This window comes from Klebsiella spallanzanii (assembly GCF_902158555.1).
GTDB classification, from domain to species: Bacteria; Pseudomonadota; Gammaproteobacteria; order Enterobacterales; family Enterobacteriaceae; genus Klebsiella; species Klebsiella spallanzanii.
This window is the reverse complement of sequence record NZ_CABGGS010000006.1, coordinates 122,120-146,459: the sequence shown is the minus strand read 5'-3', so window position 1 is coordinate 146,459 and position 24,340 is coordinate 122,120. Positions and strand designations below refer to the sequence as shown.

At 50.9% G+C, this 24,340-nt stretch carries 21 protein-coding genes and 1 rRNA gene; 9 read left to right on the top strand and 13 right to left on the bottom strand.

What is annotated here, in order from left to right; all coding sequences use genetic code 11:
* Positions 1-106 (top strand): 5S ribosomal RNA (gene rrf / locus FN082_RS09095); the annotation flags it as partial.
* Positions 107-226: 120 nt separating this feature from the next.
* On the opposite strand, the gene mobB is transcribed toward rrf, so the two are convergent.
* Together mobB and mobA are read right to left on the bottom strand one after the other, a co-directional pair.
* Positions 227-736 (bottom strand): molybdopterin-guanine dinucleotide biosynthesis protein MobB, encoded by a 510-nt coding sequence (gene mobB, locus FN082_RS09090; protein WP_139537213.1) that lies wholly within the window; start codon positions 734-736, stop codon positions 227-229.
* On the bottom strand, positions 733-1,314 hold the full coding sequence (gene mobA, locus FN082_RS09085) for a molybdenum cofactor guanylyltransferase MobA (protein WP_139537214.1): 582 nt from the start codon (positions 1,312-1,314) through the stop codon (positions 733-735). The genes mobB and mobA overlap by 4 nt, the downstream gene beginning before the upstream one ends.
* A 71-nt stretch (positions 1,315-1,385) precedes the next feature.
* Between mobA and FN082_RS09080 the strand changes: the two genes are divergently transcribed.
* The 3 genes from FN082_RS09080 (at position 1,386) to dsbA (ending at position 3,368) form a co-directional block, all read left to right on the top strand.
* Positions 1,386-1,655: a YihD family protein gene (locus FN082_RS09080; protein ID WP_139537215.1), complete on the top strand. Its 270-nt coding sequence runs from the start codon at positions 1,386-1,388 to the stop codon at positions 1,653-1,655.
* A gap of 75 nt (positions 1,656-1,730) precedes the next feature.
* The gene (locus tag FN082_RS09075) at positions 1,731-2,717 is read left to right on the top strand and encodes a serine/threonine protein kinase (RefSeq protein ID WP_142981471.1); all 987 of its coding nucleotides are present in this window, start codon (positions 1,731-1,733) and stop codon (positions 2,715-2,717) included.
* A 27-nt stretch (positions 2,718-2,744) separates the two neighbouring features.
* Complete coding sequence (gene dsbA, locus FN082_RS09070) at positions 2,745-3,368, top strand: thiol:disulfide interchange protein DsbA (protein ID WP_139537217.1); 624 nt, start codon at positions 2,745-2,747, stop codon at positions 3,366-3,368.
* A gap of 50 nt (positions 3,369-3,418) precedes the next feature.
* Here dsbA and FN082_RS09065 read toward each other — a convergent pair whose 3' ends face one another.
* Positions 3,419-4,318 carry an acyltransferase gene (locus FN082_RS09065; RefSeq protein ID WP_139537218.1) on the bottom strand — a complete coding sequence of 300 codons (900 nt, stop codon included), beginning with the start codon at positions 4,316-4,318 and terminating at the stop codon, positions 3,419-3,421.
* Between the two features lie 396 nt (positions 4,319-4,714).
* Here FN082_RS09065 and polA point away from each other — a divergent pair, with 396 nt between their 5' ends.
* Positions 4,715-7,504 carry a DNA polymerase I gene (gene polA, locus FN082_RS09060; protein ID WP_139537219.1) on the top strand — a complete coding sequence of 930 codons (2,790 nt, stop codon included), beginning with the start codon at positions 4,715-4,717 and terminating at the stop codon, positions 7,502-7,504.
* Between the two features lie 165 nt (positions 7,505-7,669).
* Complete coding sequence (locus FN082_RS30555) at positions 7,670-7,717, top strand: spot 42 RNA, inhibition of DNA synthesis (RefSeq protein WP_071892919.1); 48 nt, start codon at positions 7,670-7,672, stop codon at positions 7,715-7,717.
* Between the two features lie 135 nt (positions 7,718-7,852).
* Here the strand turns inward: FN082_RS30555 and yihA are convergent, their stop codons facing one another.
* Entirely contained in the window at positions 7,853-8,485 is a 633-nt protein-coding gene (gene yihA, locus FN082_RS09055) for a ribosome biogenesis GTP-binding protein YihA/YsxC (protein WP_139537220.1), read from the bottom strand.
* Between the two features lie 581 nt (positions 8,486-9,066).
* Between yihA and yihI the strand changes: the two genes are divergently transcribed.
* Together yihI and hemN are read left to right on the top strand one after the other, a co-directional pair.
* The gene (gene yihI, locus FN082_RS09050) at positions 9,067-9,573 is read left to right on the top strand and encodes a Der GTPase-activating protein YihI (protein WP_142981470.1); all 507 of its coding nucleotides are present in this window, start codon (positions 9,067-9,069) and stop codon (positions 9,571-9,573) included.
* 188 nt (positions 9,574-9,761) lie between these two features.
* Positions 9,762-11,135: an oxygen-independent coproporphyrinogen III oxidase gene (gene hemN, locus FN082_RS09040; protein ID WP_142462298.1), complete on the top strand. Its 1,374-nt coding sequence runs from the start codon at positions 9,762-9,764 to the stop codon at positions 11,133-11,135.
* Positions 11,136-11,172: 37 nt separating this feature from the next.
* On the opposite strand, the gene FN082_RS09035 is transcribed toward hemN, so the two are convergent.
* The 4 genes from FN082_RS09035 to glnA form a co-directional block, all read right to left on the bottom strand.
* Positions 11,173-11,283 (bottom strand): YshB family small membrane protein, encoded by a 111-nt coding sequence (locus FN082_RS09035; protein WP_004127096.1) that lies wholly within the window; start codon positions 11,281-11,283, stop codon positions 11,173-11,175.
* A 110-nt stretch (positions 11,284-11,393) separates the two neighbouring features.
* On the bottom strand, positions 11,394-12,803 hold the full coding sequence (gene glnG, locus FN082_RS09030) for a nitrogen regulation protein NR(I) (protein WP_139537223.1): 1,410 nt from the start codon (positions 12,801-12,803) through the stop codon (positions 11,394-11,396).
* Positions 12,804-12,811: 8 nt separating this feature from the next.
* A complete protein-coding gene (gene glnL / locus FN082_RS09025; protein ID WP_139537224.1) occupies positions 12,812-13,861 on the bottom strand; it encodes a nitrogen regulation protein NR(II) in 1,050 nt (349 codons plus the stop codon).
* A gap of 188 nt (positions 13,862-14,049) precedes the next feature.
* Positions 14,050-15,459 (bottom strand): glutamate--ammonia ligase, encoded by a 1,410-nt coding sequence (glnA, locus tag FN082_RS09020; protein WP_004127100.1) that lies wholly within the window; start codon positions 15,457-15,459, stop codon positions 14,050-14,052.
* Positions 15,460-15,837: 378 nt separating this feature from the next.
* Here glnA and typA point away from each other — a divergent pair, with 378 nt between their 5' ends.
* The gene (gene typA, locus FN082_RS09015; protein WP_139537225.1) at positions 15,838-17,661 is read left to right on the top strand and encodes a ribosome-dependent GTPase TypA; all 1,824 of its coding nucleotides are present in this window, start codon (positions 15,838-15,840) and stop codon (positions 17,659-17,661) included.
* Positions 17,662-17,722: 61 nt separating this feature from the next.
* Here typA and ompL read toward each other — a convergent pair whose 3' ends face one another.
* The 5 genes from ompL to FN082_RS08990 form a co-directional block, all read right to left on the bottom strand.
* Positions 17,723-18,415 carry a porin OmpL gene (gene ompL, locus FN082_RS09010; protein ID WP_110276076.1) on the bottom strand — a complete coding sequence of 231 codons (693 nt, stop codon included), beginning with the start codon at positions 18,413-18,415 and terminating at the stop codon, positions 17,723-17,725.
* An 86-nt stretch (positions 18,416-18,501) separates the two neighbouring features.
* Positions 18,502-19,884 carry an MFS transporter gene (locus FN082_RS09005; RefSeq protein WP_142981469.1) on the bottom strand — a complete coding sequence of 461 codons (1,383 nt, stop codon included), beginning with the start codon at positions 19,882-19,884 and terminating at the stop codon, positions 18,502-18,504.
* 46 nt (positions 19,885-19,930) lie between these two features.
* Positions 19,931-21,313, bottom strand: coding sequence for an MFS transporter (locus tag FN082_RS09000; RefSeq protein ID WP_139537227.1), 1,383 nt, complete (start codon positions 21,311-21,313; stop codon positions 19,931-19,933).
* Positions 21,314-21,358: 45 nt separating this feature from the next.
* A complete protein-coding gene (locus FN082_RS08995; RefSeq protein WP_142981468.1) occupies positions 21,359-23,395 on the bottom strand; it encodes an alpha-glucosidase in 2,037 nt (678 codons plus the stop codon).
* A 52-nt stretch (positions 23,396-23,447) separates the two neighbouring features.
* A complete protein-coding gene (locus FN082_RS08990; RefSeq protein ID WP_407929238.1) occupies positions 23,448-24,338 on the bottom strand; it encodes an aldose-1-epimerase in 891 nt (296 codons plus the stop codon).
* Positions 24,339-24,340 lie beyond the last annotated feature (2 nt).

Genomic DNA, 24,340 nt, shown 5'->3' with positions numbered 1-24,340 from the left:
GTAGCGCGGTGGTCCCACCTGACCCCATGCCGAACTCAGAAGTGAAACGCCGTAGCGCCGATGGTAGTGTGGGGTCTCCCCATGTGAGAGTAGGGAACTGCCAGGCATCAATCAAGTGAAGAGCCCATCCTGACGGATGGGCTTTTTGCGTTTTTATAGTCCGCAAATAGCGATAAATATATCAGGATAATTGCACATGGCTATATCTGAAATATCTACCGGATGCTTATTTAAGCCTCTTTAACCACTGCATAATAAAAGTGACTATCTGCTGAATATCATTCAGATCTAACAGTGGAAGTGATGTTTCGACAGGAATATCACTGGCTATCGCAATCACGTGCTCGTCAAACACCAACTCTTCTAAGCTATGTCCGTTTTTTTGCCGATAAAGCAGAATTTTTGGCACAGATTCATGCTTAAAACCTTCAACTAGCACTAAATCTAACGTTGATGCGTCCATTCTGCTCACCAGCCAGACAAGGTCCAGAGTTGGTTCATCAGGTGTTTCCGTCATTAATGCCCAGCGTTGTGAACTGGCGACAATTGTCTGAGCAGCCCCGGCTTTACGTAGCTCATAGCTATCTTTGCCGGGTTTATCCACGTCCATATCATGGTGAGTATGTTTAATGAGCCCCGGGCGTAGACCTTCAGCACATAATGCCGGGATCAGCGCCTTCAACAACGTTGTTTTACCTGTACCGCTCCAGGCAGAGATAGCCAAAAGAGGAATCATGATTGCACCTGCATACTCTGCAAATCGTTAAGAGTGTTTACGTTAATAAAGGCTGATTTTACATCGCTGAAATCAACACTATGCCCACCAATCTTACGCATGAATACCATTACTCGCCGCTCTCCCCCGGCCAGATAGATTTCCAGTTCTGCAATCACCTCTCGATTAACTAAAGCAATAGCCGGATGGTCGCGCTCACCATCATGAACCCAAACGACCGGGGATGATTTTTTCTGCTGTATTAAGCGCTCGGCAAGAAATGAGGGGATAAATGGCGTATCGCACGGGCAAAACAAAAACCACTCGCTCTCGATTTGTTGCATAACGGAGAGCATCCCGGCCAGTGGGCCAGGGAAGTCGTTCAGGCTGTCGGTAATAATCGGGTAGCCGCTGCTTTGCCAGCTATCAAGATTGCGGTTAGCGCTAATCACCAGGTTTGTTACCTGAGGTTCTAGCGAGTCGGCGACGTGACGCCACAAGGCTTTACCATTTAGCCGCTGCAATCCTTTATCTATCCCACCCATGCGTGTGGCTCTTCCTCCCGCCAGCACAACACCGGTTATTACCCTGACTTGCATATCAATATCGCCTCTTTCATTGTGGGATTGTCCCTGCTAACGTGTTCTTATCAAGAGTAAGGAGCATAGCTATGAAATGTAAACGCCTGAATGAAGTCATTGAACTCCTCCAGCCAGCCTGGCAGAAAGAACCTGAACTGAATTTAATTCAATTCTTGCAAAAACTGGCGAAAGAAGCCGGTTATGTTGGCGAATTGAGCGATCTTTCCGATGATATTCTGATTTATCATCTAAAAATGCGCGACTCTGAAAAAGAGGCCGTTATTCCTGGTATTCAGAAAGATTATGAAGAAGATTTCAAAACCGCATTGTTACGCGCTCGCGGTGTGATTAAAGAGTAAAAGGTTGTAAGCGCTGCCGCGGAAGGGGCAATGAGATGATATCCTGAATCATTCGTACGATTATCGGAAGTCAGGATGCACGATAAGGCCTTCACTTTTCAGACGCTTCACCCGGATACCATCATTGATGGTTTATTTGATCAGGGAATGCGGGTAGATTCCGGTCTTACCCCGCTAAACAGCTATGAGAACCGCGTTTACCAGTTTCAGGACGAAGATCGTCGCCGCTATGTGGTGAAGTTTTATCGTCCTGAGCGCTGGTCCGCTGAACAAATCCTCGAAGAACATCAGTTTTCCCTTCAGCTCGTTCAGGACGAAGTACCCGTTGCTGCGCCATTGTCGTTTAACGAAAGTACCCTTCACCAGCATCAGGGGTTCTTTTTCGCGGTGTTTCCAAGCCTGGGGGGGCGTCAGTTTGAAGCGGATAATCTCGATCAGATGGAATGGGTTGGGCGCTATCTTGGCCGCATGCATCAAACGGGTCGCAAGCAGCGTTTTGTCGCTCGTCCGGAAATGGGTACTCAGGAGTATCTGCTTGAGCCACGGCAGGTCTTTGAGCTTTCACCACTAATACCTGCTAGCCTGAAAGAAGCTTTTCTCAACGCTACCGATAAGCTGATCGATGCGGTAATGGCGCAATGGCACGGGCGCGCTAATATTTTACGTTTGCACGGTGATTGCCATGCAGGAAACATCCTTTGGCGCGATGGCCCTCTGTTTGTTGATTTAGATGATTCACGCAATGGCCCCGCTATCCAGGATCTCTGGATGCTGTTGAACGGCGATAAATCCGAGCAGCGAATACAGCTTGAGATGATCATTGAGGCATATGAAGAGTTTAGCTCTTTCAATATAGATGAAATCGCCCTCATCGAACCTTTACGCGCAATGCGGTTAGTTTATTATCTGGCGTGGCTGTTAAGGCGCTGGGACGATCCTGCTTTTCCCATAAACTTCCCATGGTTAACCGGGGAAGATTACTGGCGCGGGCAGACAACAACTTTTCTTGAGCAGGTGAAGGTTCTGCAGGAACCCCCTCTTCAGTTAACGCCAATGTATTAATGTGATATATCCAGGAGAGAGTTAATCATGAAAAAAATTTGGCTGGCGCTGGCTGGTATGATTCTGGCTTTTAGTGCATCCGCTGCCCAGATCACCGACGGTAAGCAGTACATTACCCTTGATAAGCCAGTTGCTGGCGAGCCTCAGGTGCTCGAGTTCTTCTCGTTCTACTGCCCGCACTGCTACCAGTTCGAAGAAGTGCTTCATGTGTCAGATAACGTGAAGAAAAAGCTGCCTGAAGGCGTCAAAATGACTAAATACCACGTTGAGTTCCTGGGCCCGCTAGGCAAGGACCTGACTCAGGCGTGGGCCGTAGCAATGGCGCTGGGTGTGGAAGATAAGATCACCATTCCGATGTTTGAAGCGGTACAGAAAAATCAGACTGTGCAGACCGTAGCCGATATCCGCAAGGTCTTCGTTGATGCCGGTGTGAAAGGTGAAGATTACGATGCTGCATGGAACAGCTTCGTGGTGAAATCCCTGGTTGCTCAGCAGGAGAAAGCTGCCGCTGACTTCCAGCTGCAGGGTGTACCAGCAATGTATGTCAACGGTAAATATCAGCTCAACCCGCAGGGGATGGATACCAGCAACATGGATGCATTTGTTGCTCAGTATGCCGATACTGTTAAGCAGTTAGTTGAGAAGAAATAAAAAAACAAACGCCGGTCATTGACCGGCGTTGTTGTATTCTACCCTCAAAATCACTTTTCTTTCCGATGCATTATCTCCGTGAGCTGACGGTCTTTTTCTTCCCACAGTGAATTTAGCCAGCGCTGAAAGCGGCGCTTAAAGTTTTTGTCATTCACGTAGTCGCCATGCAGATCTTCAGCAACAGGTTCGAGATTGATACGTACGACAATCCGCGTCAGTCGGCCGCTTAGCATGTCGTAAAACGGCCTTTGGTTGTTCTCCGGATAACATAACGTCACATTAAGCAGCTTATCAAACTGTGAACCCAGCACGCTTAATGCCATAGCGATGCCCGCAGCTTTTGGCGCTAATAAGTTATTGTAAGGCGAGCGAGTTTGATGCTGTTTTTCTTCAGTAAAGCGTGAACCTTCAACAAAGTTAACGATGGTTGTTGGGTGAGAGCGAAACTTCTCACAGGAACGACGAGTGGTCTCAACATCTTTGCCACGGCGTTCTGGATGGCGAATTAAATAGCTCCGGGAGTAGCGACGCATAAAAGGCATATCCAGCGCCCAGCAGGCCAACCCAATGAACGGCACCCACGCGAGTTGCTGTTTGAGGAAGTATTTATTCATTGGGATATGTTTGCGAAACAGTACGCAAAGCACCACGATATCTGCCCAACTATGGTGATTGCTGATAAGTAGATACCAGTTTTTCTTATTCAGGCCTTCGAGGCCCTGAACATCCCATTTTAGCCAGGGATTAAGGTATAGCAGTAGCGCGAGCCCTTCACACCAGCAATACATCATGAAATTGCAGAAAACAGAGATCGAGCGCCAGACCGCAGGAATAGGCACAAGAAGTTTAATCAGCCCGGCGACGATTATTGGCACGGAGCAGACTATGGTGACTACGATGGTAAGGGCGATACTCAGCGGGAGCGTTATCGCGGCGAGTAATCTCGACATAGTTAATTTATTCAGAAAGTTAGACTGACAAAGAACGCATTTAAACAGCGCAAGAGGCTGATTTTACCAGAAAATACAGCAAATGACGGGTCTTACCAGAATAGAAAAATTTTCGGATCTTATATCCACATGGAACATTGAGTCACCAGGACGATATTAAAGTCAGCTATGTGTTTGTAACGCCATGATAAATATGTGTTAATTTACGTTTAGACTATTTTATTAATGATTGTTTGGTTATCGTTATAAAACTATTCACAAAGTTATCCACAGATTAAGTGATGGCGCGATCGTCAGGATCAATGAATCTTTTCGACGAAATGCGGGAAAAATTCAGGATTTAATGCCCGTCTGTGGCATCCTTTACCGATAATCTGATAAACAGGCACGGAAATTATGGTTCAGATCCCAGAAAACCCTCTCATCCTCGTTGACGGCTCCTCTTACCTTTATCGGGCATATCACGCGTTTCCCCCGTTGACCAACAGCGCAGGCGAGCCGACAGGCGCAATGTATGGCGTACTGAATATGCTGCGAAGCCTGATCCTGCAGTATCAACCGACCCATGCGGTCGTCGTTTTTGATGCCAAGGGAAAGACTTTCCGTGATGAACTGTTTGAGCACTATAAATCTCATCGTCCGCCGATGCCGGACGATCTACGTGCGCAGATCGAGCCGTTGCATGCCATGGTGAAAGCGATGGGTTTACCGCTGATGGCTGTTCCCGGCGTAGAAGCCGACGATGTCATTGGTACTCTGGCACGTGAAGCCGAAAAGATGGGCCGTCCGGTGCTGATCAGTACCGGTGATAAAGATATGGCTCAGTTGGTTACACCAGGTATTACCCTGATTAACACTATGACCAATACCATCCTTGGCCCGGATGAAGTTGTGACGAAATACGGCGTACCGCCGGAGCTAATTATCGATTTCCTTGCTCTGATGGGGGATTCATCGGACAACATTCCTGGCGTGCCGGGCGTGGGAGAAAAGACTGCGCAGGCATTGCTACAGGGACTGGGCGGTCTTGATACGTTATATGCTGAGCCTGAAAAAATCGCCGCGCTGAGCTTCCGTGGTGCTAAAACGATGGCAGCGAAGCTGGAACAAAATAAAGAGGTGGCATACCTCTCCTATCAGCTGGCGACGATTAAAACGGATGTTGAGCTGGAGCTGGGCTGTAAAGAACTGCAGGTCGAACAACCTGTTGCCGATGAACTGCTGACGCTGTTTAAAAAATATGAATTCAAACGCTGGATAACTGATGTTGAATCCGGCAAGTGGATGCAGGCAAAAGGCTCTAAGCCAGCGGCGAAGCCGGTAGAGGCAGTTGCTGATACGAGCGATACACAAGAGGAAACGGCGACAGCTCTCTCCTCTGAAAACTATGTCACGATTCTCGATGAAGAGACGCTGACGATGTGGATCGAAAAGCTAAAGAAAGCGCCGCTCTTTGCTTTTGATACCGAGACCGACAGCCTTGATAACGTCTCGGCTAATATGGTCGGTCTGTCATTCGCCGTTGAGCCGGGTATTGCGGCCTATGTTCCGGTCGCCCACGATTATCTGGATGCCCCAGATCAAATCCCACGGGATCGCGTCCTGGAACTGCTGAGACCGCTTCTGGAAGATGACAATGCTCTGAAGGTTGGGCAAAACCTCAAGTATGACCGCGGTATCCTGGCCAACTATGGCATTGAACTGCGCGGTATTGCCTTCGATACCATGCTTGAATCCTATATTCTCGATAGCGTGGCGGGTCGCCATGATATGGATAGCCTCTCCGAACGTTGGCTGAAGCACAAAACTATTACCTTTGAAGAGATTGCCGGAAAAGGTAAGAACCAGCTCACATTCAACCAAATCGCGCTGGAAGAAGCGGGTCGCTATGCGGCGGAAGATGCTGATGTCACTTTGCAGCTGCATTTGAAAATGTGGCCGAAGCTTCAGCAAAGTGAAGGGCCGCTGAACGTATTTAAAAATATCGAAATGCCGCTGGTGCCGGTACTCTCCCGCGTCGAGCGCAACGGTGTGAAGATTGATCCGACGGTGCTACATGCGCATTCTCAGGAAATCGCTAAGAGACTGATTGAGCTGGAGCAAAAGGCCTATGAAATCGCCGGTGAAGAATTTAATCTCTCTTCGCCGAAGCAGCTGCAAACTATCCTGTTTGAGAAACAAGGGATTAAGCCACTGAAGAAAACGCCTGGCGGCGCGCCATCGACATCGGAAGAGGTTCTGGAAGAGTTGGCGCTGGACTATCCGCTGCCTAAAGTCATCCTTGAATATCGTGGCCTGGCAAAGCTCAAGTCGACCTATACCGATAAGCTGCCGTTAATGATTAACCCGAAAACGGGCCGGGTACATACTTCCTATCATCAAGCGGTTACCGCAACGGGGCGTCTATCGTCTACCGATCCGAACCTGCAGAATATTCCGGTACGTAACGAAGAGGGACGCCGTATTCGTCAGGCGTTTATTGCTCCGGAAGATTATCTCATTGTTTCCGCCGACTACTCGCAAATTGAATTGCGCATTATGGCGCACCTGTCGCGCGATAACGGCCTGCTAACCGCGTTTGCGGAGGGGAAAGATATCCACCGTGCGACTGCGGCAGAGGTTTTTGGTTTGCCGCTTGAAAGCGTGAGCAGCGAACAGCGTCGCAGCGCTAAAGCTATCAACTTTGGCCTGATTTACGGCATGAGCGCATTTGGTCTTGCCCGACAGCTCAATATCCCGCGCAAAGAAGCGCAAAAGTACATGGATCTCTACTTTGAACGCTATCCGGGCGTGCTGGAGTATATGGAGCGCACGCGTACTCAGGCAAAAGAGCAGGGATATGTTGAAACGCTTGATGGTCGCCGTCTCTATCTGCCGGATATCAAATCCAGCAATGGCGCGCGTCGCGCTGGTGCCGAGCGCGCGGCGATCAACGCCCCGATGCAGGGTACCGCTGCTGATATTATTAAACGCGCAATGATTGCTGTAGATAGCTGGTTATTAAGTGAAAAACCGCGCGTGCGGATGATCATGCAGGTACACGATGAATTGGTCTTTGAAGTGTATAAAGACGATCTTGAAGCCGTGGCGAAAAAGATCCACGAGCTGATGGAAAGCTGCACGACTCTGGCCGTTCCGCTGCTGGTGGAAGTCGGAAGTGGGGAAAACTGGGATCAAGCGCACTAAGTATTCGGCGGCTAAGGTCATTTTTTGTAAGTGAGTAACATAACTTATCGCGTTTTGTGATGATCATTTGAATTTGCTATGTAAAGAGTGAAAAAAAACTACAAAAAATGCTTTATCCGTGACCGAAAGAAGAGTAGAGTTAAAGACGTAGGGTACAGAGGTAAGATGTTCTATCTTTCAGACCTTTTACTTCACGTAATCGGATTTGGCTGAATATTTTAGCCGCCCCGGTCATTTATGACCGGGGCGTTTTTTATTGCGCGAAAGAAAAGTTTTGCGTACTGAGGTCGATAAGGCGAGCATCCCGAATAAGGCGCCACGCGCCGCTATCCGGGATAATTAGCGAAATTATTCGCCGGCTTCAGGCTCTTCCTGAGGTGGAATATCGTTATACCAGCTGTCCAGCTTCTGGCGCAGTTTATCCACCCCCTGCTTCTTCAGGGAAGAGAACGCTTCAACCTGCACATCTCCGTTAAAAGCGGTTACCGCCTCACGAACCATATTGGTCTGCGCTTTACGCGCTCCGCTGGCCAGCTTATCGGCCTTCGTCAGCAACACCAGAACAGGGATCTCACTTTCCACGGCCCATTGGATCATCTGCTGATCGAGATCTTTAAGCGGGTGACGGATATCCATTAGTACAACTAACCCTTTCAGGCACAGCCGTTTTTCCAGGTATTCCCCCAGCGCACGCTGCCATTTGATCTTCATCTCTTCCGGAACCTGCGCGTAACCATAACCCGGAAGGTCGACCAGTCTTTTTCCCTCAGCGACCTCAAACAGGTTGATAAGCTGTGTGCGTCCTGGCGTCCTGGAAGTGCGCGCCAGGTTTTTCTGATTGGTCAGCGTGTTCAGGGCGCTGGATTTGCCCGCATTGGAGCGGCCAGCGAATGCCACTTCAATGCCGGTATCAGCGGGAAGATGGCGGATATCCGGTGCGCTAGTGACAAAATGCGTCTGTTGATAATTCCAGTTGGTCAAGACGGTCGTCTCCGTTAAATCAGGGCTATGGCGGGGATTATACCTGAACAACAGAAAAAGGCTGTTTTTACCGCACCCGGTGGTGTAAGCAAAAGCCACAGTCTTTGTGAGACATTGGCTATAGCACATATAAGAAATTTGTGAGAAAAAACTGAATGTAAAAAATACAATACTAAATAAATCATTTGGTTAACTTCCGCGAAAATTCTCAAATATGCTTTTTTACTGTGCAGTTGGTTGTAGGTTTTCCTCAAATCAGTAAAGTAGTCGTCAAGGGCGAGGATGCTAACAGGATTGTGACTCAGGACGAGGAGTCAGGAAGCGCCAGGAGGCGAGGACTACGGATTGTCAGGATGACAAACGTCTGGAGACGTTTTAAAAGGAAATGGATGTTACAGGGATTGTAGGTAGCTAAGGGAAAGACAGGGTGTGTCGTTAGCTAACATGGAAAGTAGAAACCCATAAGGGTTGTCAGTGCGGAAAAAGGCGACAGAGTAATCTGTCGCCTTTTTTCTTTGCTTGCTTTCTGCTAGATTCCGCCTCAATTCTATACTGAAGAAAACGGCATAAGATCACACATCATGAAAAAACCGACATCTGTACCTCGCGGCAAAAAGAATCGCAAAACGCGTGAAGAATTGAATCAGGAAGCTCGCGAGCGTAAGCATCAGAAGAAGCATCGTGGCCATCCGGCAGGTAGCCGTGCGACCGGTAGTGATGCCGCTTTAGCGAATAAAAAACAGAGTCAACAACAAGACTCCCGAATTGGCAGTAAAAAACCAATCCCGCTGGGCGTGACTGAAAGTGCCCCGGCGATTAAGCAGCATAAACCGAAGAGCGAGAAACCTATGACTTCACCGCAGGCTGAGCTGGATTTGCTGGAGAACGATGAGCGCCTGGACGCGTTGCTGGAACGTCTGGAAGAGGGCGGTACCCTTAATGCTGAAGAGCAGGCGTGGGTTGATGCCAAACTGGATCGTATTGATGAGCTGATGCAGCAGCTGGGCCTCTCCTACGATGATGACGAAGATGAAGAAGAGGAAGAGCGTAAAGAAGATATGATGCGCCTGCTGAAGGGTGGAAACTAGCGTTTGCATCCCATCGGATTCCCGGTCCTGCTTATAACCCTTCTGGTTATATGTTATCTGCTGTGGTTATTCGTTAAACTACGACGGTTGTCGCGGCGTCAGAAATGGCTGCGCAACCGGCTCATTACCCGAGGTGCGGTTGGGCCGGAGCGGCGTACCCGCCGGCGGCACCATCGGAAGGAGTGAGCATGTCTGTGCAGTTAATCGACTGGGATCTGGCCCTGATCCAAAAATATAACTATTCCGGGCCGCGTTATACTTCGTACCCCACCGCGCTGGAGTTTTCTCCAGAATTCGGCGCTGCTGAATTTGACGCGGCGGTTGCCCGCTACCCGCAGCGTCCCCTATCGCTGTATGTGCATATCCCGTTTTGCCATAAACTCTGCTATTTCTGCGGCTGCAATAAAATCGTCACCCGCCAGCAGCATAAAGCCGATCAGTATCTGGATGTCCTTGAGCAGGAGATAATCCATCGCGCGCCGCTTTTTACTGGCCGCCAGGTAAATCAACTGCACTGGGGCGGCGGTACGCCGACGTATTTAAATAAGGCGCAAATTAGCCGCCTGATGAGCCTGCTGCGTACCCATTTCAATTTCAACGCTGATGCAGAGATCTCCATTGAGGTCGATCCGCGAGAAATTGAGCTTGATGTACTGGATCATTTACGCGCTGAAGGCTTCAACCGCTTGAGTATGGGCGTACAGGACTTCAACAAAGAAGTGCAGCGCCTGGTAAACCGTGAGCAGGATGAAGCGTTTATCTTCGCGTTGCTCAACCATGCGCGCGATATTGGCTTTACCTCCACCAATATCGACCTGATTTACGGTCTGCCAAAACAGACGCCGCAGAGCTTTGCCTTTACGTTACAAAAAGTGGCGGAGCTCAATCCCGATCGTCTGAGCGTGTTCAACTATGCGCATTTGCCGACGCTCTTTGCCGCACAGAGAAAAATCAAGGATGCCGATTTGCCTTCTGCAGAGCAAAAGCTGGATATCCTGCAGGAGACTATCGATTCGCTGACGACGGCGGGATATCAGTTTATCGGCATGGACCATTTTGCTCGTCCGGATGATGAGCTGGCGATAGCCCAACGTGAAGGTATCCTGCATCGCAACTTCCAGGGGTACACCACTCAAGGGGATACTGACCTGCTGGGCATGGGGGTGTCGGCGATCAGCATGATTGGCGATTGCTATGCGCAGAACCAGAAGGAGCTGAAGCAGTATTACCAACAGGTTGATGAAACCGGAACGGCGCTGTGGCGCGGCATCGCGTTGACACGTGATGATTGTATTCGTCGCGATGTGATTAAAGCGCTGATTTGTAACTTCCGTCTCGATTTTGCGGCGGTAGAAGCGCAGTGGGATCTTACCTTCGATGACTACTTTGCCGAAGATATGAAATTGTTGGCACCGCTGGCCAATGATGGGCTGGTGGATGTAGATGAAAAAGGCATTCAGGTTACACCAAAAGGTCGGCTACTGATCCGCAACATCTGCATGTGCTTTGATGCTTATCTGCGCCAGAAAGCGCGGATGCAGCAGTTTTCTCGCGTGATATAAGCAATTAACCCTCTCCGGAAAAGGAGAGGGTTAATCATCAGCTAAACAGACCAACCATCGCCGCGCACAGAACAGCAGCTACTGCCGTCTGCGGTGTATGACCGGCTGCGACGCCGCTCGATATAATATTTATAAGTGATTCAAGCATGATTTTCCCCCGTCTTTCCGGGCACGATCATACTCAACGCATTGCAACAGTAAAGTACAAAATAGCAGCAGTTTGCGCTGGACGGCTATTTTTTACACGCCGCTGCTTCGCTACTCCATCCCTAACTCTTTTAGCTTACGTGTCAGAGTGTTACGCCCCCAGCCTAGCAGACGAGCTGCCTCTTGTTTATGCCCCTGAGTATGGCGTAACGCGGTAGTCAGTAGCGTGCGCTCCATCTCCGGCTGTGCTTCCGATAGTAGGTTTTGATGACCGGAACGTAAGGCGCGATCGGCCCATTGCCCCAGCAGCGTGGCCCAGCTATCCGGTAGCATTTGCGTTGGATTATCCGGTATCGCGGTTTCAAACAGCTCGCTGGGAAGATCCTGAGTCAGAACCTCCTGACCTGCGGCCATCACCGTCAGCCAGCGGCAGGTGTTTTCCAGTTGACGCACGTTACCGGGCCAGGCTAGTCGGGTTAACGCCATCTCGGTTTCCGGATGCAGAAGCTTAGCCTCAACGCCCAGCTCACGGGCGGCAATTTGCAGGAAATGCCTCGCCAGACGAGGAATATCTTCCCGGCGCTCGCGCAAAGGCGGCAGATGAACGCGAATCACGTTCAGGCGGTGGAATAAGTCCTCGCGGAATTTTCCTTCCTGTACGCGCAGTTCAAGGTTCTGATGGGTGGCAGCAATAATGCGTACATCCACTTTCACGGGCGCATAACCGCCTACGCGATAAAACTGGCCATCGGCCAGAACGCGCAGCAGACGAGTCTGTACGTCCAGCGGCATATCGCCGATCTCATCAAGGAACAGCGTGCCGCCGTCAGCCTGCTCAAAACGTCCCTGACGCACGGTATTGGCGCCGGTAAATGCCCCTTTCTCGTGGCCGAACAGTTCTGACTCAATTAAATCTTTAGGAATTGCCGCCATATTCAGCGCGATAAACGGTGCCTTGGCTCGCGGGCTATGGCGGTGGAGAGCATGGGCAACCAGCTCTTTACCGGTACCGGACTCGCCGTTGATCAGGACGCTGATTGAAGAGCGTGACAGACGACCAATGATGCGAAAGACGTCCTGCATTGCCGGCGCTTCGCCGATAATATCGGCCGTTGGGCTGCTTATCGGCGCATTACGCGGCTGCTGCTGTTCCTGATAGTGGCTAATTGCGCGGTCAACCAGCGCCACCGCTTCATCGATATCAAACGGTTTTGGCAGATAATCAAAAGCGCCTTGCTGATAAGCGCTGACCGCGGCGTCCAGATCCGAATGCGCCGTCATTATGATGACCGGGAGCATCGGATGACGCTGCTTAATCTGCTTTAGTAGCGCCAGTCCATCCATTCCCGGCATGCGGATATCAGACAGCAGCACATCCGGGGTTTTGGTGGTGAGGGCATCAAGCACCTCGTTGCCACTTTCAAATGTTGTACAACTTAAGCCTGCCCCGGTGAGCGCGCGTTCAAGCACCCAACGGATGGAGCTATCGTCGTCCACGATCCATGCTATCCCTCGTTGCATAAACACCTCTACTTCCGAATAGGCAGGTACACCGAGAATTCGGTATGCCCTGGCCAACTGGTGAATTCAATTTTTCCGGAGTGCTGATCGATAAGGCTGCGGGCAATCGACAGTCCGAGTCCGGTACCGCCTTCACGCCCGCTCACCATCGGATAAAACAGCGTATCCTGTAAATGGGACGGGATCCCTGGGCCGTTATCTTCAACGTCAATACGCGCGGCGAGACGGTAACGCACGCCGTGCAGGGTTAGCTGAAAGGCTGTCCGGGTGCGAAGAGTTATCTCGCCACCCTCCGGTCCCAGCGCCTGCAGCGCATTACGCACGATATTCAGCAACACCTGTTCAATTTGGTCCGGGTCATGCGGGAGCTCCGGCAGGCTAGGGTCATAGTCGCGAACCAGTTTGACGTTATCTGGTAGTTCCATTGACACCAGCTTTACCACCCGCTCAGCAACTTTATGGATGCTTTCCGTTACGTGCATCCCGGGGTGCTGTGGTCCCAGTAGACGATCGACCAGGTTTCTTAGCCGATCGGCCTGTTCAATAATGACTTTGGTATATTCCGTCAGAGCAGGATCGGGCAGCGCTTTACTGAGTAGCTGCGCTGCGCCGCGCAGGCCACCCAGCGGGTTTTTTATCTCGTGGGCCAGACCGCGAACCAGGTCTCTTGCCGCGACCTGCTGTGCGTGCTGTAGCTGTTCCTGGCTCAGGCGACGCTGATTATCCATTGGCGCCATTTCCAGCAGAATATAGCCTTCCGGCAGGCGTTGCGCGGTCAGGGAAAGGATATGCGAGCGGCCATCGATAACCAGGGTGACTTCGTTATCGGTAAAACCCTGGCCCGCAGCCAGGCTCTCCTGCATGAGGCCGATATTCAGCGAGAAATAGCTCAACAGTTCTGGCAGCGGCGTGCCGAATAGCTTACGTGAGCTTTGTGCCAGCAGCTGCTGAGCCGCCGGGTTCGCGTAATGCACCGCCAGGTCGTCATCGACCAGTAAGATACTGTTGATTAAAGAGTTAAGGATCTGCCCAGCATCGGGCAGTGTGCCTGTTGCCATCTGACAGTCTCCTGAATAAGAGTGCACTATTTTAGTGCAGTATAGCTTTTTATTGGTAAAAAGCTCGCGAGATCAGCATGTTGGTGGAGAAAAAAGCCCATCCTGAGATGGGCTGAAAGTTTCCACGGCAACAAAACATCCTTGGTACCCCACGCCACAACATGGAATACCGCGGACTTACAGCAAAATTAGACGCTGTAGTACAGTTCGAATTCAACCGGATGCGGAGTCATGCGCACACGGTCGTTTTCTTCGATACGCAGCGCGATGTAAGCATCGATGGCATCGTTGGTGAATACGCCGCCAGCGGTCAGGAACTCACGGTCTGCGTCCAGCGCATTCAGTGCTTCTTCCAGAGAGCCTGCAACCTGTGGGATCTCTTTCGCCTCTTCCGGCGGCAGGTCATACAGGTTTTTGTCCATTGCTTCGCCCGGATGGATTTTGTTCTTGATACCATCAAGACCAGCCATCAGCAGTGCAGCGAAGCACAGGTACGGGTTAGCTGCCGGGTCCGGGAAGCGAACTTCAATACGACGTGCTTTCGGAGAGGTGACTACCGGAATACGGATAGAAGCGGAACGGTTACGGGCGGAGTAAGCCAGCATAACCGGTGCTTCGTAACCCGGGACCAGACGCTTGTAGGAGTTGGTGGTCGGGTTAGCCAGGGCGTTAATCGCTTTAGCGTGCTTGATAACGCCGCCAATGTAGTACAGCGCTTGTTCAGACAGGCCTGCGTATTTGTCGCCGGAGAACAGGTTTACGCCGTTCTTGGACAGGGACATATGGCAGTGCATACCGGAACCGTTATCGCCAAACATTGGTTTTGGCATAAAGGTCGCTGTTTTACCGAAACGGTGTGCGACGTTGTGTACAACATATTTGTAGATCTGAATTTCGTCCGCTTTTTTGGTCATGGTATTAAAGCGGGTAGCGATTTCGTTCTGACCTGCAGTCGCGACTTCGTGGTGGTGAGCTTCAACAACCAGGCCCATCTCTTCCATGATCATACACATGGTGGAGCGGATATCCTGAGAAGAGTCTACTGGCGGAACCGGGAAATAACCGCCTTTCACGCCCGGACGGTGGCCTTTGTTGCCGCCTTCGTATTTGGTGGAGGAGTTCCATGCGCCTTCGATATCATCGATAGCAACGTGGGAACCGGAGATAGACGCACCAAAACGAATGTCGTCGAACAGGAAGAATTCTGGTTCTGGCCCGAACAGCACGGTGTCAGCAAGGCCGGTAGAGCGCAGATACTCTTCAGCGCGTTTAGCGATGGAGCGCGGGTCGCGGTCATAGCCCTGCAGCGTACCTGGTTCCAGGATATCGCAGCGGATGATCAGAGTCGGTTCTTCATAGAACGGGTCGATCAGCGCGGTGGTTGCGTCCGGCATCAGAACCATGTCGGATTCGTTAATACCTTTCCAGCCGCCAATCGAGGAGCCATCAAACATTTTGCCTTCTTCGAAGAATTCGGCATTTACCTGATGAGAAGGAATAGTAACGTGCTGTTCTTTACCTTTAGTATCGGTGAAGCGCAGATCGACAAACTTCACTTCATGCTCGTTCAGCATCGTCAAAACGTGTTCAGCGGACATACTTAAACTCTCCCGGATTGGTCTGTGTCGTCGTGGAAACGAAAACTTTTTAACTGTCAAAAGTGGCGTTGTTGCCTTAAAAAATATAAAGCGAAATCTGTGCCAACTTTTAAATTGCCCCCAAAAGGCGTTATCATGCACATCATCGTGCAAAAGGGTTGCACCAAAATGAATGCATTGCACCAATATAGTGCATTTGTGTGAACATTGGGCACTTATTTGGTGCAATTGACCTTTAATAACCCTTTTAACGCTCCGTGAAAGCGATCACAAAGAATCTCTGCAATACTTGTTTGCGGAGGATGTTTGTGATCCTGTTTTGTACTGCGATTAATCCGTGTACAATAACGCGCTATTTCTAATGCCTGAGGCAAAGTTGTGATCGAAAATTTGCGTAATATCGCCATCATCGCGCACGTTGACCATGGTAAAACTACCCTGGTTGATAAGCTGCTGCAGCAATCCGGTACGTTCGACGCGCGTGCCGAAACTCAAGAGCGAGTGATGGACTCCAACGATTTGGAGAAAGAGCGCGGGATTACCATCCTGGCTAAAAACACCGCTATCAAATGGAATGACTACCGTATCAACATCGTTGATACCCCAGGGCACGCCGACTTCGGTGGTGAAGTTGAACGTGTTATGTCCATGGTTGATTCCGTTCTGTTGGTCGTTGATGCAATGGATGGTCCGATGCCGCAGACGCGCTTCGTGACCAAAAAAGCCTTTGCTCATGGCCTGAAGCCCATTGTTGTTATCAACAAAGTTGACCGTCCGGGCGCGCGTCCTGATTGGGTAGTTGACCAGGTATTTGACCTGTTCGTTAACCTCGACGCCACCGACGAACAGCTGGACTTCCCTATCGTTTACGCTTCTGCGCTGAATGGTATCGCGGGTCTGGATCACGAAGATATGGCTGAAGATATGACTCCGCTGTATCAGACTATCGTCGATCGTGTTCCGGCTCCGAACGTTGACCTGGATGGCCCGCTGCAGATGCAAATCTCCCAGCTGGACTACAACAACTACGTTGGTGTTATCGGCATCGGCCGCATCAAACGCGGTAAAGTTAAGCCGAACCAGCAAGTCACTATCATTGATAGTGAAGGCAAAACGCGTAACGGTAAAGTCGGTAAAGTTCTGACCCATTTGGGCCTCGAGCGTATCGATAGCGACATCGCGGAAGCGGGCGACATCATCGCCATCACTGGTCTGGGCGAACTGAACATCTCTGATACCATCTGCGATACGCAGAATGTTGAAGCGCTGCCGGCGCTGTCTGTCGATGAGCCGACCGTATCTATGTTCTTCTGCGTTAACACCTCTCCGTTCTGCGGTAAAGAAGGTAAGTACGTTACTTCTCGTCAGATCCTTGACCGTCTGAACAAAGAGCTGGTACATAACGTGGCGCTGCGCGTTGAAGAAACCCCGGATGCAGACGCATTCCGCGTTTCTGGCCGTGGTGAACTGCACCTGTCTGTTCTTATCGAGAACATGCGTCGTGAAGGTTTCGAGATGGCGGTTTCCCGTCCGAAAGTTATCTTCCGCGAAATCGATGGCCGTAAACAAGAGCCGTTCGAAAACGTCACGCTGGATGTCGAAGAGCAGCACCAGGGGTCTGTCATGCAGGCACTGGGCGAGCGTAAAGGCGACCTGAAAAACATGAATCCAGATGGCAAAGGCCGCGTACGTCTTGACTACGTAATCCCAAGCCGTGGTCTGATCGGCTTCCGTTCAGAATTCATGACCATGACCTCCGGTACCGGTCTGCTGTACTCCACCTTCAGCCATTACGACGACGTTCGTGCGGGTGATGTGGGTCAGCGCCAGAACGGTGTACTGATCTCCAACGGTCAGGGTAAAGCGGTTGCGTTCGCACTGTTCAGCCTGCAGGATCGCGGCAAGCTGTTCCTGGGCCACGGTGCCGAAGTTTACGAAGGCCAGATCATCGGTATTCACAGCCGTTCTAACGACCTGACTGTAAACTGCCTGACCGGTAAGAAACTGACCAACATGCGTGCTTCCGGTACTGACGAAGCGACGACCCTGGTTCCGGCACTGAAAATGACGCTGGAGCAAGCTCTTGAGTTCATCGATGACGACGAACTGGTAGAAGTCACTCCGACTTCTGTCCGTATTCGTAAGCGTCACCTGACCGAGAACGATCGTAAACGCGCGATGCGTGGTTCTAAAGAAGATTAATTAACGCTTCTTGCTATGAAAAAGCCGCTGATTATCAGCGGCTTTTTTTTGCCTAAAAAACTTAAAAGAAATACTTCACCCCAGCGCGAATCTGGTTTTGCTCCCGGTGGTACGGCTCCACATTGCGATCCAGCCAGCGTAGTTCAAAGTAAGGCAGCCAGTTTTGATTGATCCGATACCTGAAGGTATTGGTAATTTCCCAGTGATGGTCTTTACCGTTGCTACTATTAAAGTCATTCACCCGCGTAAAATAGTGTGGTTCAAAAGTATAAGAGAATTTATCGGTGATAATAAAATTCCAATAGGTACCTACTTCGTAGGTATCATTATTATCTTGCTCACCGTTTAAGTCAGTTGAGCTGTAGTTATTGTGATTATAGCGGTTACGCACGGTCAGATTAAACCATGGGGTAAATTTGTAATTCACATCCAGATAAACCGCACCGCTGGAGCCAATGCTCTTGTCGGTAATTAGCCCTCCCGGCTGAATCGTTAATTTATCCGTTGGTCTGAATAGCGGATACCAGCCTTCGATTTCGTTATAGCCATGCTTTAACTCATCTTTGCGTTGTAGAGTATAGGTGTTGGTGAGCATCAAGCCAGCGCCCATATCAAAGTTATAGCCAACGCGCAGCATGACCTCCATCTGATCGGATGCAAGGTTATACGCCTCGCGATTTTCCACATAAGCACCAGCAAACGCAGAGGTAGAGATAACAGAGGTTAACAGAAGTATCGCGTTTATTTTTTTCATAATAAATCCATTTTTTAACGTAGGGGAGCCGCTATCCATTAAAATGGATAGAGCGGCAATAATTAAAAAAGAGGTCTTTTAGTTATTCACAATACCGGGTTGTGTTGTTTTTTTCGTTGGCCAATTTCCTCGATAATAAAAGCAAAACGGCTTTCATTGAGCTTGTAAAATAAGCCCATAGTGAATGCCGCGATAATCGCCAGACTGCAGGGACAGAGGAAAATAAGCTGGCGTAAACCGAGTAGCGTAGTTTCACTTTGCGCAACATTGGGGATATAACCAATTTGCGTCAGCATAATTCCTGGCAAGAACCCAGCAAGCGCTGCGGAAATTTTTCGTGAAAAGGTATAACCGGTATAAACCGACCCTTCCGCACGAATACCCGTTTTCCACTCACCGTAATCAACCGTATCCGGAACCAGCGCCCAGTTCAGACTGTTAACGAAGGCAGTGCCAAAGAAGGCCATGCAGGAGAACGTCACAAATAAAAATGATGTACTTCCCCAGAAAAAGTTCAGCACATCGCCTATGGCCCACAATGCCAGTCCACCCAGGTAAACCTGCTTTTTACCGAAGCGCTTCACCGTTGTGGGGACAAGAAAAACACCCACCAGAATGCATCCCATACTGAAAAAGCCCATCCATGACAGCAGATGGATATCGTTCAGTACGTACTGGGTGTAATAGACCTGAATCGCCAGCTTGATGTTAAATGCCGCCAGCGTACACAGGTTAGCAATACACAGCACCAGCAGAGGAGGGTTACGGAAAATCGCGCAGAATGACTTGAGAATACTGGGTTTATGATGATCCGGTACGATTTCAATATAGCGCTCTTTCACCCCGCTAAAGCACCACCACATGCTGAATAACCCGCAAACGGAGAAGATCAGCGCAGCAATCAGATAGCCAAGCGAAGGTGAACTTGTAAAAAGCGCCTGAATGGGCATAAAGCCAACGGTACACAGCAGCAGGCCCAGGGTTGCGCCGCCCTGTCGCCACGCGGCGAGTTCTGCGCGCTGGTGCGGGTTTTTAGTGATGGCGGGAACCATCGCCCCGTAAGAGCAGTTCATCAGGCTATAGAACAGACCGAACAACATAAACAGCACCGTCGCCAGCCCCGTTTTCACCGTTAGCGTAAAATCTGTCGCTAAAAACTGCGCTGTGGCGACCAGCGCGACGGGGAATGAGGCATACAGAATAAAAGGCCTGAATTTCCCCTTTGCGCCGATATTACGCCGCGAGTCCAGTAATACGCCGGTCAGCATATCGGTGAAGGCAGTGAAGAACTTCGCTACCAGAAAGATGATCCCGCCGTAATATGCAGGCATCCCTAGTTCATCGGTATAAAATTTAAGCAGATACAGCGTGCCGATACACAGCATCAAATTTGAGCCGAAGTCACCCACGCCATAGGCGCATTTTTCCCGTAGGCTCAGTTTTAGCGTTAGCGGATCATGGTCAGACATAATCGCTCCTCAATAACGCCCCGTAGGGCGCTATTCATTATTATTATCAGACAGGTTGTTTACGGGCTTCTATCTCTTCAACGATACGGACATACATCTTCTCGTTAAGGTTGTAGAAACAGCCCATCGCCACGATGGTGATCACCGCTAGCGCGCACGGATAAATAAAAATCAGCTGGCGTAAGCCTTCGACGGTACCCGCCGATTGCACCACGTTGGGCACATAGCCAATCTGGGTCAGCATCCAGCCGGGGAAGAAGCCAGCCAGCGCCTGCGACACTTTACGGAAGAAGGTAAATCCGGTGTACACAGTACCTTCAGAACGCACGCCGGTGCGCCATTCACCATATTCCACCGTGTCGGAGACCAGCGCCCAGTTCAGGCTGTTGACGAACGCCGAACCAAAGAAGGCCAGACAGGAGAAAGCAACAAAACTGACCGACCCGCCGCCAAAGAAGTAGTTGAGTAGATCGCCCGCAATCCAAATCAGCAGGCCGCCGATATAAACCTTCTTCTTACCAAAGCGTCTGACCATCATGGGCATTAAAAAGACGCCAATAAAGATACAGCCCATGCTGAAAAATCCCATCCAGGAGAGGAGGATGGGGTCATTCAGGACGTACTGGGTGTAATAGACCTGAATCGCTAGCTTGACGTTAAACGCGCCGAGCGTACAGAGATTGGCAATGCACAGAATAAACAGCGGGCGGTTGCCAGCGATGGCGCGGAAGGATTGCAGTAACCCCGGCTTTTGCGCCGCATCAACGGGCTTAACTTCGACGTAGCGCTCTTTAACTCCCGCATAGCACAGCCACATAAACAGCAGGCCGAACAGGGAGAACAGCGTGGCGGCGAAGATATAACCCAGTTGCGAGTTGCCTTCGATCAGGTTCATCACTGGCACAAAGCCGACGGTGCACAGCAGCAGGCCGAGCGTCGCGCCGCCCTGACGCCAGGCGGCAAGCGAAGCGCGCTCATCCGGGTTTTTCGTGATCGCGGGTACCATCGCGCCATAAGAGCAGTTCATCATGCTGAAGAACAGTCCGTACAGCATAAACAGCACCGTCGCCATCACCGTTTTGCCGGTGATTTCAAACGGCGTGCCGACAAAGTTAGCGATAGCCAGAAGCGTAACCGGGAAAGCTGCGTAAATCAGGAATGGACGGAATTTACCTTTTGGACCGATTTTACGCCGCGAATCGAGCATAATCCCGGTGCCCATATCGGTAAATGCGGTAAAAAACTTGGCGATAAGGAAAATAATACCGCCGTAAGTTCCCGGTAAACCAAGGACATCGGTATAAAATTTGAGTAAATAGAGCGTGCCAATGTCCAGCAGGATATTGGAACCTAAATCACCCAGCCCATAGGCGAGTTTTTCTTTAAAAGGCAAGCGTAGGGTTGCCGGATTAGCTGAATTTTGACTCATTGTTATTCTCCGTTTGCCCGCGAGTTTCCCCGCGGGCGAGCCGTATTAGATGTGGCGTAAAGTGGCAAACAGCGATGCCCACTCACTCTTCGCGCGATAGAAGACGGGTGGCTGACCAATTGGCGCATCGACGGTAATTTCGCCGCCCTGGTGAGTTTCACCGGTCCAGACGTTGACCCAGCTGTCTTCTGGCAAATACAGCGTCCAGTCGCATTTACCCTGCTCGTGAACCGGTGCAACCAGTAGATCTTGCCCCAGCAGGTACTGATATTTCAGGGTGTAGGTTGTCGCATCGTCTTCGTAGTGCAGGAACAGCGGGCGCATCACCGGCAGGCCGGAGGCGGCGTTCTGCGCAACGGCTTGTTTGAGATACGGTTTCAGGGTGGTGAAGACGGTGGTCATACGGGCAAAGTGGGCGATAGTCTCTGCATCGCCATCAAACTGCCAGTTATCGCCAGGGCGGTTACCTTCGTGGGTGCGCATCATCGGGGTGAAGGCGCTGAAGTCGCACCAGCGCAACAGCAGCTCTTTCGTGCGCTTCATCTCAAACAGGGTCGTGTAGCCACCGATATCGCTGTGGTGCAGGCCGTGGCCGGTCATCGCCAGCGACAGCGCCGCAGGGACGACCGAAGCGAGGCCATCATCAAGGCTCCAGTCCACGTTTTGGTCGCCCGCCCACATCATGGTGGAGTACTTCTGGCTGCCGGTGTAACCCGCACGCATAAAGAACAGGATCTCGCCGAGCTTGCCGGTCTCCTGTAGCGCCTCGTAGTTACATTTCGCCCACAGCGCAGGCCAGGCGTTGTGCATGATCTCGGCGCTGACGCCGTTGTGCAGATACGTATCGGTCGGCAGGTATTCACCAAAATCTGCCATCCAGCCGCCGCAACCAAGCTCAATCATGTTCTTCTTGATGACTTCTTTGAACCAATCGTAGGCTTCCGGGTTAGTCAGATCGACCACGCCGCCGTAAAACTCGCCGAACTCAACCAGGTAGTCACCGCCAGCGGCATCTTTTGCCAGATAGCCGCGTTCTGCCGCTTCGGCGCAGAGATCTTTATCGCTGGCAACGTACGGGTTGATATACGAGAGGAACTGCACGCCTTCTTCTTTCCACTGCTTAATACGGCTATCCAGCTGTGGGTAGTTGTCGCTGTTCCACTTCCAGTTCCACATCACGCGCTTGCCAAAGGAGGTCATACGGATCCCGGACCAGTCCTGCGCCCAGATGCCGTTCACCTTCACGCCCGCGTTGCGCATGGTGTCCAGTTTGTTCTGGCAAACCTCGGTGCCGCCCTGAATACCTAGCGTGACGCCGTCGTAAATCCAGTCCGGCAGCTCTGGCTGGCGGCCTAACAGCGCGGTCAGTTTTTCCAGCAGGGAAATATAGGTGTCGGCGCACTCAAAGCGCAGGGTGGTTTTGTCTTCCCACAGCGCCAGTTCGTGATACTCCGGTGCGCTAAAGTCGAAATTCATGTAGCAGCTGTTATCAACGTGGCAGTAGTATTTTTGAGTGCTGACAAAGGTTGGTTGCGGGAAGAAGGTCCAGTAATAGTCGCCGCCCGCGTTCTCTTTGCAGTCCGCCTGCCAGGTGACATAGCTATTTTTATTACGACCTACGCCCTGTTCGCTGGTCCACAGTGGGAACGGCTTGCCGCGTAAATCAAAGTAAGAGAACTGTTCACCGCAGCCGTAGATATGATCGGCCGGGTTAGCGGCCAGCCGCAGCCAGATGCGATTGTGGCTCAGATCGTCGTTTTGCAGGTCCAGCTTCAGGCGGCCCTGTTCATCGGTGGAGATTTTCAGGGTCGCGTTGATGGTGGTGCCGCGGCTGAAATCGACCCGCCAGCCGTCAGACGATTCACTGACCGTGGCACTCGTGAGAGCAATTTTTTCATTCAGTTTGTCTTTAATACTGAAGTTGCCGCGAAACATATCAATATCCGCGACGCCGGTGCCAATCCACAGGCAAGGGGTTTGCGAGGTATGGCGCAGAATCAGGCGCTGTTGATACGTTAGCGCAAAGCCATCCCGTAGGGTTGTGAGTTCTAATGCGCTTGACCGTTGTTGTAACGAATTCATTTTCGTCTCCGTAGATATAGGGTAATTCGGTAATTTTTGCGTCGGAATGGGACTATTCAGCGCCGATCAAAAAGCGCATCCGGTGCATCTCGCCTGGGGCAAGAGAAATAAGGCCAATTCCGGAATTAAAGGCATCAGGCGGACAGGTCATGGGCTCGACGGCGAGTCCTTGTCGATGTAACTTCTCGCCGCTGTAAACCTGTAGCCAGGGCTGGTCGCAGCGTAGAAACGTCGTCATATTTTTTGCTGCGCTGAACATCCTGACTTCCCACTCATCGTCCGGCGCTGTCGTTTTAAAGGTGTGATCGATCTGCGTCGCCGCGATAGGGCGTGGCGTGGTGAAATTTAGCTCTGTGTGCTCAACGCGATGCAATTCCTGGGTATCAATGCTCAATACCTCGTCTGCCGGAAGGGTTAGCGTACAGCTATCTATTTTCTCAAGATCGCAGGTTAAATAGGGATGCGCGCCGGAACCGTAAGGCGCTGATTCGTTACCGATATTGAGCGCTGTGATAAAAACATGCAGGCCATTTATCGCATCCAGGCGGTAGGTCGCTTCGACAAGTAATGAAAACGGATAGCCGTAAGAAGGCGGCAGAAAAATCATCAGCGACGCTTCCGATACCGACTGCTGGTTAATCTGCCAATCCCGCCAGGCTAAAAGGCCATGAATCGCGCTCTGCGAAGCAAGGTCATTAACGGCAAGCTGAAATGCCTTGCCGTTATGCTGATAGCAGCCGTTTGCTATGCGATTTGGCCAGGGAACCAATATTTTCCCCAGATGTGCCAGCGGCATCTCTTCAGGTTTGTGTGGAATAACGACGTGACGCCCATGGTGCGTCAGTTCCGCCAGTCCCGCGCCAACCGTGACGATTTTTGCCTGATAGTGTCCGGCCTGAAGTTGAATGGTTTTTCCGCCGCTGTGCATGGCTGCTATCCTTATGA